This window comes from Ancylothrix sp. D3o (assembly GCF_025370775.1).
In the GTDB taxonomy this organism is placed as follows: Bacteria; Cyanobacteriota; Cyanobacteriia; order Cyanobacteriales; family Oscillatoriaceae; genus Ancylothrix.
In genome coordinates this window covers 206,931-222,627 of record NZ_JAMXEX010000006.1, presented here as the reverse complement: position 1 = coordinate 222,627, position 15,697 = coordinate 206,931, and the positions used below count along the sequence as shown (strand labels likewise).

At 43.2% G+C, this 15,697-nt stretch carries 12 protein-coding genes; 9 read left to right on the top strand and 3 right to left on the bottom strand.

The genetic code is table 11. The features are described 5' to 3' along the window. Positions 1–100 precede the first annotated feature (100 nt). The 8 genes from NG798_RS13880 to NG798_RS13845 all read left to right on the top strand — a co-directional run bounded on the left by NG798_RS13880 (position 101) and on the right by NG798_RS13845 (position 10,030). Complete coding sequence (locus NG798_RS13880) at positions 101–550, top strand: hypothetical protein (RefSeq protein WP_261223802.1); 450 nt, start codon at positions 101–103, stop codon at positions 548–550. Between the two features lie 216 nt (positions 551–766). After that, positions 767–3,208 carry a glycoside hydrolase family 31 protein gene (locus NG798_RS13875; protein ID WP_261223800.1) on the top strand — a complete coding sequence of 814 codons (2,442 nt, stop codon included), beginning with the start codon at positions 767–769 and terminating at the stop codon, positions 3,206–3,208. A gap of 81 nt (positions 3,209–3,289) precedes the next feature. Beyond that, complete coding sequence (locus NG798_RS13870) at positions 3,290–4,279, top strand: carboxylesterase (RefSeq protein WP_261223798.1); 990 nt, start codon at positions 3,290–3,292, stop codon at positions 4,277–4,279. Between the two features lie 513 nt (positions 4,280–4,792). Continuing rightward, on the top strand, positions 4,793–6,502 hold the full coding sequence (locus NG798_RS13865) for an NAD(P)H-quinone oxidoreductase subunit 4 (RefSeq protein ID WP_261223945.1): 1,710 nt from the start codon (positions 4,793–4,795) through the stop codon (positions 6,500–6,502). A 946-nt stretch (positions 6,503–7,448) separates the two neighbouring features. Next, positions 7,449–7,685, top strand: coding sequence for an NAD(P)H-quinone oxidoreductase subunit L (gene ndhL / locus NG798_RS13860; protein WP_261223796.1), 237 nt, complete (start codon positions 7,449–7,451; stop codon positions 7,683–7,685). 82 nt (positions 7,686–7,767) lie between these two features. Next, on the top strand, positions 7,768–8,085 hold the full coding sequence (locus tag NG798_RS13855) for a DUF3007 family protein (protein WP_261223794.1): 318 nt from the start codon (positions 7,768–7,770) through the stop codon (positions 8,083–8,085). Between the two features lie 139 nt (positions 8,086–8,224). Further along, entirely contained in the window at positions 8,225–9,025 is an 801-nt protein-coding gene (gene trpA / locus NG798_RS13850; protein WP_261223784.1) for a tryptophan synthase subunit alpha, read from the top strand. 240 nt (positions 9,026–9,265) lie between these two features. Then, positions 9,266–10,030, top strand: coding sequence for a response regulator transcription factor (locus NG798_RS13845; RefSeq protein WP_261223943.1), 765 nt, complete (start codon positions 9,266–9,268; stop codon positions 10,028–10,030). Between the two features lie 164 nt (positions 10,031–10,194). Here NG798_RS13845 and chlP read toward each other — a convergent pair whose 3' ends face one another. Then, a complete protein-coding gene (gene chlP, locus NG798_RS13840) occupies positions 10,195–11,415 on the bottom strand; it encodes a geranylgeranyl reductase (RefSeq protein ID WP_261223783.1) in 1,221 nt (406 codons plus the stop codon). Positions 11,416–11,679: 264 nt separating this feature from the next. Between chlP and recJ the strand changes: the two genes are divergently transcribed. Further along, entirely contained in the window at positions 11,680–14,049 is a 2,370-nt protein-coding gene (gene recJ, locus NG798_RS13835) for a single-stranded-DNA-specific exonuclease RecJ (RefSeq protein ID WP_261223781.1), read from the top strand. Here recJ and NG798_RS13830 read toward each other — a convergent pair. Next, positions 14,046–14,717: a YdcF family protein gene (locus NG798_RS13830; protein WP_261223779.1), complete on the bottom strand. Its 672-nt coding sequence runs from the start codon at positions 14,715–14,717 to the stop codon at positions 14,046–14,048. The two genes, recJ and NG798_RS13830, sit on opposite strands and share 4 nt — an antisense overlap. A gap of 4 nt (positions 14,718–14,721) precedes the next feature. Further along, positions 14,722–15,525, bottom strand: coding sequence for a hypothetical protein (locus tag NG798_RS13825; RefSeq protein WP_261223777.1), 804 nt, complete (start codon positions 15,523–15,525; stop codon positions 14,722–14,724). Between the last annotated feature and the right edge of the window lie 172 nt (positions 15,526–15,697).

Here is a 15,697-nt window from a genome sequence, read left to right as displayed (position 1 = left end):
TTGTTTCCCCTATCTTTTGCAGATAGGGGTTTTTTTATGAGCAGAGCCTAAAAATGCTAAACTAAAGCCAACCTGAACATCAATTCCATTTCAAATTGCTATGCAAAAACCGGCCCCACAAACACTTCTGGCTCTTTGGCTGGCACTGCAAAACTCACAAGTGCGACTCACCAAAGCAGAAAACCAAGCCTTAGAAAAAATAACCCATCATCTCAAACAGCACAAAGAATCAGCGAATGCTATAGAAAAAGAATTAATGGCTGTTATCAAGAGCAATGCCAATTTATCTCAAGCTTTTGAACAGGAACAAACCAAAATAGATGATACAAATTCATGGATAATAGACCGACTGATTACACATTTACAATCGGAAATTAGTCTAGGGGAAGGAAACAAAAATCAAGCACCTGTTGAGGCAGAACAAAAAGCAAATTTTCCTGAAAAAGAGGTAGATGATGAAGCTTTTGCCTTGGCTTGTGCTTTAGTTGATGAATTAAAGTTAGGTTGGGAGGAAGAATGGCAGACAGCCGCGATTTTAGAGGTTATTTAAACTTTGAGTAACCAAACTCAAAAAGAATTATTTTTTACTACAATTCACTTAATTTTTACTCCCTTCATCTCAAAACATGACACGGCTGTGTCACCACCCCACACAGCAAAAAATCCCCCTAAAGGTTGATGTTGATTACCGGCCACAACTGCCAATAATAAAAAAAATTATCCTCACAAAAAACCAGTTTCGCTTCAAACCGCAACAACACTCATCATGTCTATCCTCAAAAGCATAACCCAAAGATTAGAGTATTTTCGTGGCACCTTATTTTACATAGGCTACACCCCGAAAGCCTACCAATACTCTCGCAAACGCGACGCCATAGAAAAACAATTTCCCCGCACACCAACCCAAGAACCTTTTCCCAACCCTGGCAAACTACTCGAAGCCAAACCAACCCCCAGAGGTGCACATTTCTTTTTTGAAAAAGCCGAACTCCAAATCACCTACTTAACGCCTGATTTTGCCCTCGTAAACTGGCTTCCTGGTGAACCACCGGTACCATACGCAATAGCCCGTCATCAATGGCCTGAAGTTGATACAATACTCGAAGAAACCGGCCAAAGTTGGACAATAATACCGGCTACTTCTGAAGAAACGCCCAACACCCTAAAAATAAATATCAGCCTTGATGGAAGCCTGAAATACTATAACAAAGCCGGCCAACTATTCCGCCAAGAAAACCCACCCCAAAGCAAAGAAAACGGCTGGATACACACAGCACCACTGCGGAAAGAAGAACACATTTATGGCTTAGGAGAACGTGCTTTTCCTCTCAACTTGCGCGATCCCAAAGACGGCAGAACCCAAGTCACTTATAAAATGTGGAATTACGATGCCGCTGGAACCTATGGTGCCGGTTCTGATCCCATGTATCTTTGCATACCGGTTTATATTGGCATCCATCAAGAAGGTAGCTATTTAATCTTTTATGAAAACTCCTTTGAAGCCAACTTTACCCTCAATGAAAACGCCATTGCCGACTTTGAAGGTGGTTCATTACGCTACTACATAACAACCGGCACACCCCAACACTTAATCGAACGCTACACCGAACTCACCGGACGCTCACCTCTACCCCCGCGCTGGGCATTAGGCTATCATCAATCACACTGGGGATATCGCACCGAAGAAGCAGTTAAAAAAGAAGCAGAAGACTTTAAAAAATACAACCTTCCCCTCAGCGCCATTCACCTTGATATTGATGTCCAAGTGGGATTTCGTGCCTTTACAATAGACCCAGATCGCTTTCCCAAACTTCCAGAATTTATCAAAGAATTACTCGACCAAAATGTAAGATTTATTGCTATTATGAACCCCGGCGTTAAATACAGCCGGGAAAGCAATTTATTCCTCGAAGGACAACTTTTAAACGCCTTTTGTAAACTCCCCAACGGCGAACTCGTCAGCGGCCCCGTTTGGCCCGGCTGGTGTGTATTTCCCGACTTCACAAAGCCCACCGTCCGTCATTGGTGGAGTCGGCAATACGAATACCTTTTAGACGTCGGCGTGGCCGGTTTTTGGCACGATATGAACGAACCAGCCGCCTTTATACTTTGGGGCGACCGTTCCCTACCCAAACCCACCCAGCATTATATGGAAGGCCGAGGCGGCGACCACCGCGAAGCTCACAACATATACGGATTAATGCAGGCTAAAGCCGGTTACGAAAGCCTGCGAAACCACCGCACAAACCTACGTCCCTTCATCGTTTCGCGTGCTGGGTGGGCCGGCCTGCAACGCTACGCCTGGACATGGACAGGCGACATCGAATGTACCTGGACAGCCTTAAAACTCACGATCTCCACCGTTACAGGTTTAGGACTCTCCGGTATCCCCTACAGTGGGCCAGACACCGGCGGTTTCCAAGGCAACCCCTCCGCAGAACTTTACCTGCGCTGGTTCCAAATGTCCACTTTCCTGCCCTTCTTCCGCACCCACTCCTCAAATAACGTCTCACATCGCGCCCCTTGGACTTACGGGGAACCCTATCTCACAATAATGCGTGATTTTCTCCAATTGCGCTATCGTCTGATGCCGTATTTTTATACATTGGCATGGCAGACCAGTCAAAAGGGATATCCCCTTGTGAGGCCGGTGTTTTGGAGTGATCCCGAAGATCCTAAACTTTGGGGAATAGATGATGCCTTTTTATTAGGAGATTCGCTATTAGTTTGCCCCATCGTTATTGAAGGGGAAACCTCACGCAAAGTTACCTTACCCAAAGGCCGGTGGTATAACTTCTGGAACGATGAAATTTTAGAAAGTTCCACCCAAATAACTATTGATGCACCTCTCGAAAAAATTCCCATTTTTGTCAAAGAAGGTAGCATCATTCCAATGGAAGAAAACAACGAATTAACCCTGCATATTTACCCCTGCTCCCAAACCACTACCGAATCATTTATGTATAGCGATAGTGGCGACGGATATGGAGAAACTCGCCTCGACATTTTCCGCATGAACCAAAACAAAGACCAACTCGAAATCACCTGGCAACAACAAGGCGGTTATCCTTTTCCTTACAACAGCATCCGCGTAGAATTTCACGGCATGGAACCCCACAAAATCAGCCTAGACGGCAGCGAAACCACGCCCCAAAGCAAATATATCAACTGCCAGCCTTTTGAAAAGTTATCTGTCATCGGTGAGTAAATAATGCCACAAACCCGGTATCTTAAAAAATACCGGGTTTTTTATACCCGCCACAACTGATTTTTAACTTCAAAAACCCCCATGACTGATTATCCCACCCTCACCCAAAAAATTATTCACGACATAAACACTCAAGAAGCAAGCCTCCCCCTTTTTGACGAAAAGTGTGCATCTCGCTTTTTTTTCCATCCCCAACCTACAAAAAAAGTATTTCTATTTTTTCACGGTTTTACCGCCGTTCCCTATCAATTTGAACCGCTTGGGAAAGCTTTATATCAAGCCGGTTATAACGTCCTTATTCCCTTACAACCAGGACACGGAATCGCCGGCAACTGGAACGCCGATAACCCCCCACCCCTCCCCGAAAGCCTCCACACTTACACAGAATTTTGCTATCACTGGTTAGAAATTGCTCAAACTCTCGGCGAAAAAGTCATTATCGGCGGCTTATCCACCGGCGGCGTTTTAGCCGCAAACATTGCCCTAGAAACACCAGAAAAAATCGAAAAAGCCTTACTTTTTGCTCCCTATTTTGGCGGTACAAATGAGGCTGTTGATTGGTTTGTTAAACTGGTAAATATTTATTTTAAATGGATAAGGCCGGCGGGAAGAGAGCATTTTGGTTATGAAGGTTTCGAGATGCCAAAACTAAGAATTTTGCTAGAACTCGGAGAAGACATCTTAAACCGCGTTACAACACAACCAACAGCCCCAATATTTGTTATTTCCAGCGCAGCGGATCAAGCAGTTGATCCAAAAGAACAAGACCACTTATTTAAAGCCTCTTTAAACCTTGAACCTAAATCCTGGTTTTATAGTTTTGATAAAAGCCTTGGTATTCCTCACACCATGATGACGAGGGAAGAAGGAAATAATTATATTGAATTGTTAATTTCCATTGCTAAAGCCTATATCGAAACTGATCTAACTTGGTATGAACTGCAAGAACTACGCTGGCACATTGCCCAAGGAAAAAGCTTTGAGACAGCTATCAAAGAACTTAACCTCGCTCAGCGCGTTTATCCCAGTTTAGCTGCTATGTTACCTAAAATAATAACTCCAAACTCCTAAAATAATATCAACTTTTTTTCGCTATTTAAAGACCCAGCTACTCTAATAAACTGGGTCTTTAAGCTTTTGGCGCACCAAGTTAAATGAAAAACTTTCTTAAAACCGGCCTCTGAATCAACCCAATAATTATGTCCGCTACCATCTGAAGCAATTACAACCTTATTGGCAATTCTTTGATAACCTTAACGAATTCTAATTAGCCAAAATATTATTAAAGCAACGAAGTTTCTTTGCTTTCACTAATTCCTTTATTTGTCTATCCAAAATCCACCTACCTATAATAACCTCTTTAACACTGTGCATTGCTGGGATGAAAAAACATGGGCTATCGAGCCGACACTACTGTCAATGCCAAACTTTAAGTTATTGTTAATACCGGCTGCTTGATAAACTTAAAACTGGCAAACGTCAGCATAAGATTGCCCTATGCTTGAGGAAGAAAAAAATTGATGAAGAAATGTAACCAAAGTTTAGTAATGTTAAATGAGTCGGCAAACACTTCTTCACACTGCCATGATACCCGCTCAATTTCCTTGGCTTACAGCTATAATCGCGCTGCCACTTCTTGCATCCCTCCTCATCCCCGTACTGCCAGACAAAACCGGCAAGTCCGTGCGGCTGTACGCCCTGGGGATCGCGGTAGCAGATTTTGTCTTAATGTGCTACGCCTTTTGGAATCATTACGATCCAACCAACGCAAGCTTTCAACTCGTTGAAAAATATTCTTGGGTGCCGCAGTTGGGCCTCAACTGGGCGGTTTCTGTAGACGGTGTTTCAGCCCCTCTGGTACTTTTAGCAGGTTTTGTAACAACTCTTTCTATATTTGGGGCGTGGCAAGTAGATCGCAAGCCACGCCTTTTCTATTTTTTAATGCTTGTGCTTTATGCAGCCCAAATTGGGGTGTTTGTAGCCCAAGATATTTTGCTGCTGTTCATCATGTGGGAAATTGAACTCGTCCCCGTTTATTTGCTCATCTGTATTTGGGGCGGGCCAAAACGTCGCTACGCAGCAACTAAATTTATCCTCTATACCGCAGCGGCTTCTATCTTTATCTTAGTAGCCGGTCTGGCAATGGCTTTCTATGGCAATAATGTCACCTTTGATATTGCTGCTTTAGGTTTAAAAGATTATCCTCTTGGTTTGGAATTGCTGCTTTACGCCGGTTTGTTGGTGGCTTTTGGTGTGAAACTGGCGATTTTCCCTCTCCACACTTGGTTACCAGATGCTCACGGTGAAGCCTCGGCCCCGGTTTCAATGATTTTGGCCGGTGTTCTCTTGAAAATGGGCGGTTATGGTTTAATTCGCCTCAATTTAGAACTGCTCTCCGATGCTCACGTTTACTTCGCGCCGGTTATAGCGATTTTAGGTGTTGTCAATATTGTGTACGGCGGTTTTACTTCTTTTGGCCAAACCAATATGAAGCGCCGGCTCGCCTATTCCTCGGTTTCCCACATGGGTTTTGTTCTCCTCGGTATAGCCTCTTTTACTGATGTGGGAATGAGCGGTGCAGTGTTACAAATGATCTCTCACGGTTTGATTGCCGCTCTGCTGTTCTTCTTGGCCGGTGTTACCTACGACCGCACCCACACAATGGCCCTTGATGAAATGGGCGGTATTGCTCAGGCAATGCCAAAGGTGTTTGCTTTGTTTACTGCCGGTGCAATGGCATCGCTGGCACTTCCGGGGATGAGCGGTTTTGTTAGCGAATTAACGGTTTTTGTTGGTGTCACTTCCAGCGATATCTACAGTTCTAGTTTCCGCACAGTTACGGTGTTTCTCGCAGCGGTGGGGCTTATCCTCACGCCGATTTACCTGTTGTCAATGTTGCGGGAAATCTTCTACGGTTCTGGGAATGCTCCGACTTGTTCGTTACCCGGATTTACTGGTAATGGCAATGCCGATTTAGGGGCAAATTTCCAAGACAATCAAGAAGCGGTTTGTTTTGGTACTAACTGTGTTCTGCCTGTGAATGCCGGTTTTGATGATGCCAGACCTCGTGAAATTTTCATCGCTGCCTGTTTCTTGGTTTTAATCATCGGTATCGGTTTTTACCCCAAAGTTGCTACCCAAATGTATGACGTGAAAACTGTGGCGGTAAATGCTCAACTCCGTGATTCTTATACACAAATCTCGCAAGTCAATCCTCAAATCTATGCAGCGAAATTTACTGCTCCTCGCATCGCTGAGCCTGAGTTGGCTTCGGTTTCGCCAATGATTAAGTAATCTTTCTCTGCTTGATTTTTTGGGATCTTTAACGACCGGCTTTTAAATGTCGGTCGTTATTATTTGTAGGATGGGTAGAGCGTAAGCGAAACCCATCAAAGCCTCTGTTGGGTTTCGTTCCTCAACCCAACCTACATTACATCCAGAGTTTAATTAAGTTGACTTACTTAAAAAACAAGGCCGGTACCTCGAAAGACACCGGCTTTATTTAACTTTAAATTTATGGGGGCGGTGGGACTTGAACCCACACGACCGGGTAAGGGTCAACGGATTTTCATCCTCTCGCAACTTTCGCTGCTGCTGTTTTTTTCCTACCAGCTAAAATGCCGGTTCTAACAGCTTTGAGAATTGGACTCTCCCTTTACCCTCGTCTTTACGTTAGGGTAGCTCCCGTCGAGTCTCTGCACCTTCCCTTTGAGGATTTTGAATTTTCGATTAATGTAAAATCTAAAATCAAAAACCAAAAATTTTTGGGCTTGGCTCAGGATTGCCTTGTCTGTTGCCAGATTTAGGTTTCCCTGAATTTGAGAGCAGTCACTTGCAGGATTTCTCCTGTAAGGCTCAGTTTTCTAAGTCCGTAGCGTCTACCATTCCGCCACGCCCCCGTCATTGCTTCCTGTCGATTGGTTATTTTCTACAGGTTTTGCTGACTTTTATTATTTCAGCACAACTAGGGTGATTTATGCAAGCATTTTATCCTAACATTTTTCTGGCCATCTCGCTTTGGTCGGCTTTTTATTGCATTTTTTGTTTTTACTCTAAAGCTTAAATTTTTCTTAACCGATTACATCATAAGCTTTTGAGCAAAAAAAGATTTGCAGATATATCGCAAATAATCCAAAAAAATCCAGAAGCCCCGGAAGCGGTAAAATAATAAAACTTAGCAAACCAGTCGGCATTGCTAGGGCCACATCCGCTTTCGGGCCAAACTAGCCGCTATCATTATTTGAATCATCACGAGGCAAAAATGGAAATTGCACTGTTGCTGTATGTGGTTTTAGGTGGCGCTTACCTTCTGGTAGTCCCCTTTGGTCTTTATATTTACCTGCAAAAACGCTGGTATATCGTCAGTTCTTTTGAACGGGGTTTCATGTACTTTTTAGTCTTCTTTTTCTTCCCCGGTTTAATGCTTTTGGCCCCATTTTTGAATTTACGGCCCAAACGCCGGCAAATTCCTACCTGATGGGACTTGGTGAGGGCGGGCCGAAAATCACCCCCCCCTCAGCCTTACTCTGCGCTGTCTGTGTTCTTATTGGCCTTTTTTTATGCGAAGAATTGATGTTATTGGTATTGGTTTAGGCATCTTTATTGCCGGTGGTTTGGCTTATTTGGTTTTGCAAGCCGCAGGACTAGACAGCATGGATGCCGGTATTTGGAGTCAAGTTTTATTAGTTGTTGTCTTAATTGGCTGGTTGTTAAGCTATCTTTTCCGCGCTGTTACTCAAAATATGACCTACAATCAACAACTCAAAGACTACGAAGATGCTGTATTTCAAAAACGCTTAGAAGAACTCACCCCGGAAGAACTTGCTAAACTGCAAGCAGAAGTGGAAGAAGAAAAAAGCCGACAACAAAAACCATAAAAGTTTAAAGTTTTAAAATTTAAATTTTTGATGAGTTTTTCTCAGCTAAAAAAGATTTTTATAAAATATCAGCAAAAGGCAATGGTATAATTAATTGCTTTTGATTTGCCAATGAACGCTTACCGATTACCAAGATCAAATGAATTCTATTTCCCAAAGTTTTGAGAGCCTAAAAAAAAGCAACACAATTGCTTTAATTCCTTTTATCACCGCCGGCGATCCAGATTTAGAAACCACCGCCAAAGCATTACAACTTCTCGATAAAAGCGGTGCAGATATTATTGAGTTAGGGGTGCCTTATTCTGACCCTCTGGCAGATGGGCCGGTGATTCAAGCCGCCGCAACGCGAGCTTTAGAACGGGGAACAAAACTAGAACAAGTGTTAGAAATGCTGGCCGGTTTAACTCCTAACCTCAAAGCGCCGATAATTTTGTTTACTTACTACAATCCTATTCTAAATCGAGGCATTGATAAGTTTTTACAACAAATTGCCGGTGTTGGCGTAAAAGGTTTAGTAGTTCCTGACTTACCCTTAGAAGAAGCCGAAGCCTTGCTCAAACCGGCCTCCCAATACGGCATAGAAATCATTTTACTTGTTGCCCCTACCAGCCCCCCAGAACGCATTAAAGCGATCAGCGAAAAATCCCAAGGTTTCATTTATTTAGTGAGTGTGACCGGCGTAACCGGGATGAGAGGAGAAATTCAAAGCCGTGTAGAAGACATCCTCACCGAAATGCGGCAACTCACAGATAAACCCATCGGAGTCGGTTTTGGCATTTCTTCCCCCGAACAAGCCAAACAAGTGAAAAACTGGGGCGCAGACGCGGTGATTGTCGGTAGTGCCTTTGTTAAACGTTTGGCTGATGGTACGCCAGAACAAGGCTTACAAGCCATTGGCGAATTTTGTCAAACTCTCAGAAACACCATTAATGCCGATTGAGGCGTGGCGTGGTGGGCACCGGCCCACCCTACTTAATACACTTTTACCAATCGAGGTAATTATTAAAAAAATATTAAGCTCGTCTGGCTGGGAAAGCCTAAAGTAATTAAAGTAAAAAAAGTAAGATTGCGAAAATTTTGGAAAAACTTTAGAATCTGCTTATAATTTGGAGAGGAAACTTCGTAACCTGCAAAGGTTCGCAAAGTACCTTAAAAAAACGTCATAGAGAAATTATTAATGATGCCCCGGATACTTGTTATTGACGATGACCCCGCAATATCAGAACTCGTTGCCGTTAACCTAGAAATGGCAGGTTACGAAGTCACCCAAGCAGAGGACGGCATCAAAGGCCAAGCGATTGCCTTACAAACAATCCCAGACTTGATCATGCTTGACTTGATGTTACCAAGAGTCGATGGCTTCACTGTTTGCCAGCGCCTCCGCCGCGATGAACGCACCGCAGACATTCCCATCGTCATGTTAACGGCACTTGGGCAAACCCAAGATAAAGTGGAAGGATTCAATGCCGGTGCAGACGACTACCTCACCAAACCCTTTGAAGTTGAAGAAATGCTGGCGCGAGTGCGAGCATTATTGAGACGAACAGATCGCATTCCCCAAGCAGCCAAACACGCAGAAATCCTGAATTTTGGCCCCTTAACTTTAGTACCAGAACGCTTTGAGGCAATTTGGTTTGACCAAACTGTAAAATTAACTCATTTAGAATTTGAACTGTTGCACTGTTTGTTGCAACGTCACGGTCAAACAGTTTCCCCCAGCGAAATATTAAAAGAAGTATGGGGTTATGATCCTGATGATGACATTGAAACTATTCGAGTTCACGTCCGACACCTGAGAACCAAACTAGAACCAGATCCTCGCCATCCAAGATATATTAAAACCGTTTATGGGGCCGGTTATTGTCTCGAACTACCCGGAACTAACCCTCCCACAGAAACAGCCGCTGTCGGAACACCAGAATTAAATCTTGCCAAAGAATCTTAACTGTAGTTTAACCGTACCGGCCCTAAAACAAATAAAGCCGCAGATGCACAAAGATAAAAAATCAGCGTACATCTGCGTTAATCTGCGTTAATCTGCGGTTAAAAAATTATTTCGTTCCCAGAGACAACCCCAGGAACGAAATATAAGTGTTTCAAACCAAACAATTAGGGAGCAAGAGCATTACCGCGTAACAAACTACCAATTGTTTTAGCAGTAATTTTCAACTGCACCAAAGGATTAGCCGGCACCACCGTTTTGTATAGATAGCTATCAAACGTGAGACGCTGCACATCCAAATCCGCACACATTTCCACAAAAGCTTCCCGCGTTGCATCCGAGCGGTAGAAGACGTTTTGCAGAATATCTAACACCTTATAAGTGAGACCGTATTTCTTATCCCAGCGCTTCAGATAAAGCTTGAGTTCATCCTCACTAGGAATACGCGCCCCATTGTTAGAAATTTCCACAATTGTTTCAGCGCACATCCGGCCAGACTTAGCGGCGAAATAAATACCTTCACCGGAAGACTTGGTAACATAGCCAGCAGCATCACCAACCAGCGCCACCCGTCCGACAACGCGACGCGGACGTGGATGTTCTGGGATGGGGTGAGCTTCAACTTTGATAATTTTACCACCGGCCAATTTTTTCGCAGCGCGGGCACGAATCCCAGCCTGCAAATCTTTAATAATCGCCTTATTAACCTTCATTGTGCCGGTGCCGACAGCAACGTGGTCATATTTAGGGAAAACCCAGGCATAAAAATCTGGTGAAACGTCATTACCGACATACATTTCAGCCAAATTTTCATAAAACGCCATTTTATCTTCTGGCAAGCGAATGCGTTCTTGGAAAGCAATCGCATAATTATAATCCCCCGCATCAATGGCCTTAGCAACGCGGGAGTTAGCACCATCCGCGCCGATCACCATATCAACTTGCAGAGTTTTTGCTACACCTTCCAAACTGCCATTGGAGTGATCTGCATAGTGCAGAGTATAGGGGTTGGTGTTATTTGAGGGAATCTCTAGTTTATGAACAGTCCCATTTATTAATTTTGCCCCACATTTGGCGGCACGATTGCGGAGGAAACCATCTAAGACTTCCCGCCGGCACATTCCGATATATTCTTCTTGTTTTTCTAATTTGATATCAACCTCGACATTAGACGGCGAGATCATCTTCATTTGTCTCACACGCCGGTCGATAATTTCTGGAGGAAGGTCAAATTCACTTACCATGCACAGAGGGATAGCACCGCCACAGGGTTTGGCGTTGTCCAGCTTGCGCTCAATCAGATAAGTTTCGATTCCAGCTTTTGCCAGAGTTTCAGCGGCAGACGAACCAGCTGGCCCTGAGCCAACAACAGCAACCCGTAACACCAAAGGTTTACTCCTAATCGCTTACGATTACAAGCAGAGATGTTATCACGGACTCTTTCTTTGCGGAACCAGATCACCCTAAAAAACACCAAATTTGCAACACAGCTTAACACTGCGTGTAACAAACCTTCACATCGCTTGCCGGCCTGAGTATATTTACTCATCCCCAAACCCAATATCCCACCCCCCCGCATCCCCACCGAAAACCCATCCCATTTAGTGGGGCAGGCATCCTGCCTGCCTTACATCTGCGGTTAAATAAAACCCATGATCACACCCCTCTGGCAAATACAACCCCCCACGCAACCCCCCGCCTGGTTAATCCAAACTATCCGCGAAATTGCCCCAGAAATCCCCGGCCACTACGCGGCACAATTATTATGGCAACGCGGAATAACCGAACCCAAAAACCTCCCTGGCTATCTCAATCATACAAAATACCAACCGGCCAGCCCCTTTGAATTTGGCCAAGAAATGCAAACAGCCATTCAAAGAATATTAAAAGCAATAAATAGCCGAGAAAAAATAGCAATTTGGGGAGACTTTGATGCAGATGGAGTAACATCAACCTCAGTCTTATGGGATGGATTAAGTCAATTTTTCTCCCAAGAAAACCTAACTTATTATATCCCCAACCGGCTTATAGAATCGCACGGACTAAACCGGCAAGGAATAGACAAACTTGCAGAAAATAACATTAGTTTAATTATCACCTGCGACACCGGCAGCACAAACCTTGATGAAATAGAATATGCCAAACAAAGAGGCATGGATATTATTATTACAGATCATCATACCTTGCCAGAAAACCGGCCCGAAGTAATCGCCATTATCAATCCTCGTTATTTAGATAGCAATCATCCCTTAGCAAACCTTTCTGGCGTAGCGGTAGCTTATAAACTCATAGAAGCATTGTATTTAACTTTGCCAAACGTTCCCCAAAAACCTTTAGAAAATTTACACGATTTAGTTGCCATTGGATTAATTGCGGATTTAGTGCAACTTTCGGGAGATTGCCGGTATTTAGCACAAATTGGAATTCAACAATTACAAAAACAAACAAAAAATCCCACTCGTCCGGGGGTAGGTTGTTTATTAGAATTATGTCAAAAAAATGGCGACCGGCCCACAGATATTTCCTTTGGAATTGGGCCAAGAATTAATGCTGTAAGTCGCATTCATGGCGATGCGTCTTTTTGTGTAGAATTGCTGACTTCAAATGATGCTAAACGCTGCCGAGAATTAGCAGAATTAGCAGAAATAGCAAATGCCCGCCGGCAATCTTTGCAAAAAGATGTATTATTTTCGGTGAAAAAACAATTAGAAAAAATCGATTTATCAACGACTTCTGTTATTGTTTTAGATGACCCCCAATGGCCGGCGGGAGTGTTGGGATTGGTGGCCGGTCAAATTGCCCAAGAATACGGAAAACCAACAGTTTTATTAAGCACAGAAAATTCTGCCAATAGCGAATCTAATCAATCTCTAGCCAGAGGTTCGGCACGTTCTGTAAATGATGTTGATTTGTATCAATTGGTGAAAGAACAAGCATATTTATTACACAAATTTGGCGGTCATCCCTTTGCGGCTGGGTTGAGTTTGCCGGTGGAAAATATTCCGTTATTTCGAGAAGGAATTAACCGGCAATTACGACAACAGGGCAGTTTAAGTGGGCCGGTGATTAAGGCTGATTTAATAATTTCGGTGGCAGAATTGGGACAGCCTTTGTTTCGGGAGTTGAAATTACTTGAACCTTGCGGGATGGGGAACCCGGCGCCGAAACTTTTTATACAAAACTGCTGGTTTGAAAAAGTCTGGCATAAAAATATTCAAGACACAAAAGGGCGAAAAATTCAATATATCAAGACTGAGTTTGAAATTTGGGATAATTCAACGCAAAAGGGATTTCCGGGTTTATGGTGGGGACATTATAAAGAGGAAATACCGACGGGCCGGTGTGATGCCATTGTCGAGTTAGATTATAATGCCTTTAAAGGCCGGTATGAGGTGCGAATTATTGCTTTGCGAATTAGTCAAGAAGCTACTGATTTTCACATTCCAACTCAAGGCGATTGGATTATTGATTTACGTTCAAATTTGCAGGCAAAAGAAGCGCTTTCTGATTGTGTTTTTGTTGAAGATTGCCCGAAAAGTTGGGATGAGTTGCAATATTGGTGCCGGTGTGCCCAAAGAGACGAGCAAAAATTAGCCCTTGCTTATTCACGTCCGCCAAAATTGCAACCCAGTCAAGTTTGGCAAGAGTTGGTAGGGGTGGCGAAATATCTTAGCCGAGTTGGCAAATCAGTTAGCCGTACTCAATTAGCGCAGAAATTAGGTATTAGTAATTATGCCTTATATTTAGGTTTACAAAGTTTAGAAAAAATGGGTTTTGAGATAATTTTAGCTGAGGAAAATTTGCTGATTCGTTGCAGAGTAGCGGACTGGGTATCTACATCTGGGGAAGTCTCAGAAATTGATTGTAAACCCACCCTTAGCGAAACAAATGAAACAGAAATTTATTCTCATCTCGATAAATTTTTTGCCGGCATCAAAGAAGAGGAATTTCGCAGACAATATTTTTATCAGGTGCCGGTGTCCACAATTCAAGCAGTTGGGTGGACGACACCCACTAATTAAAAAATATACTTTTCGCATTTGAAACTGTCGGGGTGCCAAGTTTGAATATCGACGGATGATAGAGGAATTACATTAGAACATTCCGGCAAATTAAACTGACTAAGAAAAACCCAAACTGTAGCGCGAATTAAATCTAAACTTGTTTTTAGCCAAAATTCTCGGTTTCCGGGCATACCTTTTTGTTGAGCAAGTTCTATATCTACCCAAATGCCATGACTTCCTAACATAATTTGTGCTAACCATTGAGCGCGAGGAAGATGAGAAGGGGAGGTAATTACTTTAACTTTTTTGACTTGCCACGATTGTAAAATAGGCAGAGAAAATTTAAAATTATCAAAGGTTGAATGAGCGCATTTTTCTAGCAAAACTTGATCAAGAGGAGCACCGGCACGTTGAAAAAGCAACCAGATACAAGGATCAGCAGAACCTTGGGAAATCAAAATGGGGATTTTGGGATTAGTTTTTGCAAGTTCAGCCGCGTAAATTTCCCTCTGAATGCTTCCACCTAAAACTAAAATAGCACTCACCGGCTCCGAGGCGGATTTTTGTAAAACAGAGTGAACCTTCAGCAACCATTGGCCGGTTATCAACGCACCGGCTACAAAAAAAATCAGCAAACCATAAACCAAAAAACGCCTCAACTTGGAGTTATTGAGAAGAGAAGCCAAAAATTTACGGTTTTTTAGAAGAAGCCGGTTTATCTTGTGGGACAATAAAAAATTCTTCTCCTTTTTCATTACGCTCTATTTTTCCCCCCAGTTTCACGATTTCTTGTTCAGCGCGTTTTTTAACTTTTGCATCAACTGCATTCAGATAAACATCCACCCAAGAGCGAAACCGGATCACAGTGCTGTCGGGGTCTTGTTTAAGAAATTCTGCCGTTTGTCGATACATTTGCGAAAGTTCTGGCTCACTTTTTTGCGCCCATTTAGCAGCCATTTCGTGAGAGCGAATCGAAGCTTGAGTATCACCTATCAGTAACAGTTGATCAAGACCTTTATAACGCCAAACCAAAAAAGCATAAGGGTGAAGTTGTGGCGAGAGAACATTGGTTCCTCGCGTCATATATTCAACAGCAAGCTGAGGGTTTCCCAAATAAAAAGACACGCCGGTGGAAAGATAAGGATAAATTTCTACAAAACGCGGGTCACGTTTAGTAATCAGATCAAAATAATTGGCGTTGAGAGTATAACCAGTAACTTCGCGGGCTTCATCATCGCCATAATATTGCAGTAAACTTAAAAAAGCCCAGTTGGCAATTAAATTATCGTAACCCAAGGTGGGCAAACGCTCAATCAATTTCAGCCTTAATGCCTCTTGCCGTTCAGCCGAAGAAAAATTAAGAGGGCGTCCGAGGTTTGGCCTTAGCTGAAGTGATTGTAAACCAATAGTTCCAGCCAAAGCCAGCGCCGCGATTGCCAAATTTAACAGCAGTGGCCAAGGCTGGAAAGAAGTTGCTTTTGATCTTTGTTGCACAGCCGCCTCGCAAATTTATTGCAAACAACTTGTTTTAAAAAAGATTTTAGCTAAACTATAACCATAAAGTTTTTAGGGAGTTAAAAATCAGACTTGGCGCTTTAATAGGCTAAAACCTTACTAAAATAACTCGCGCTTGTCATCCCCAACGTGCCAGATTCATCTATAACCT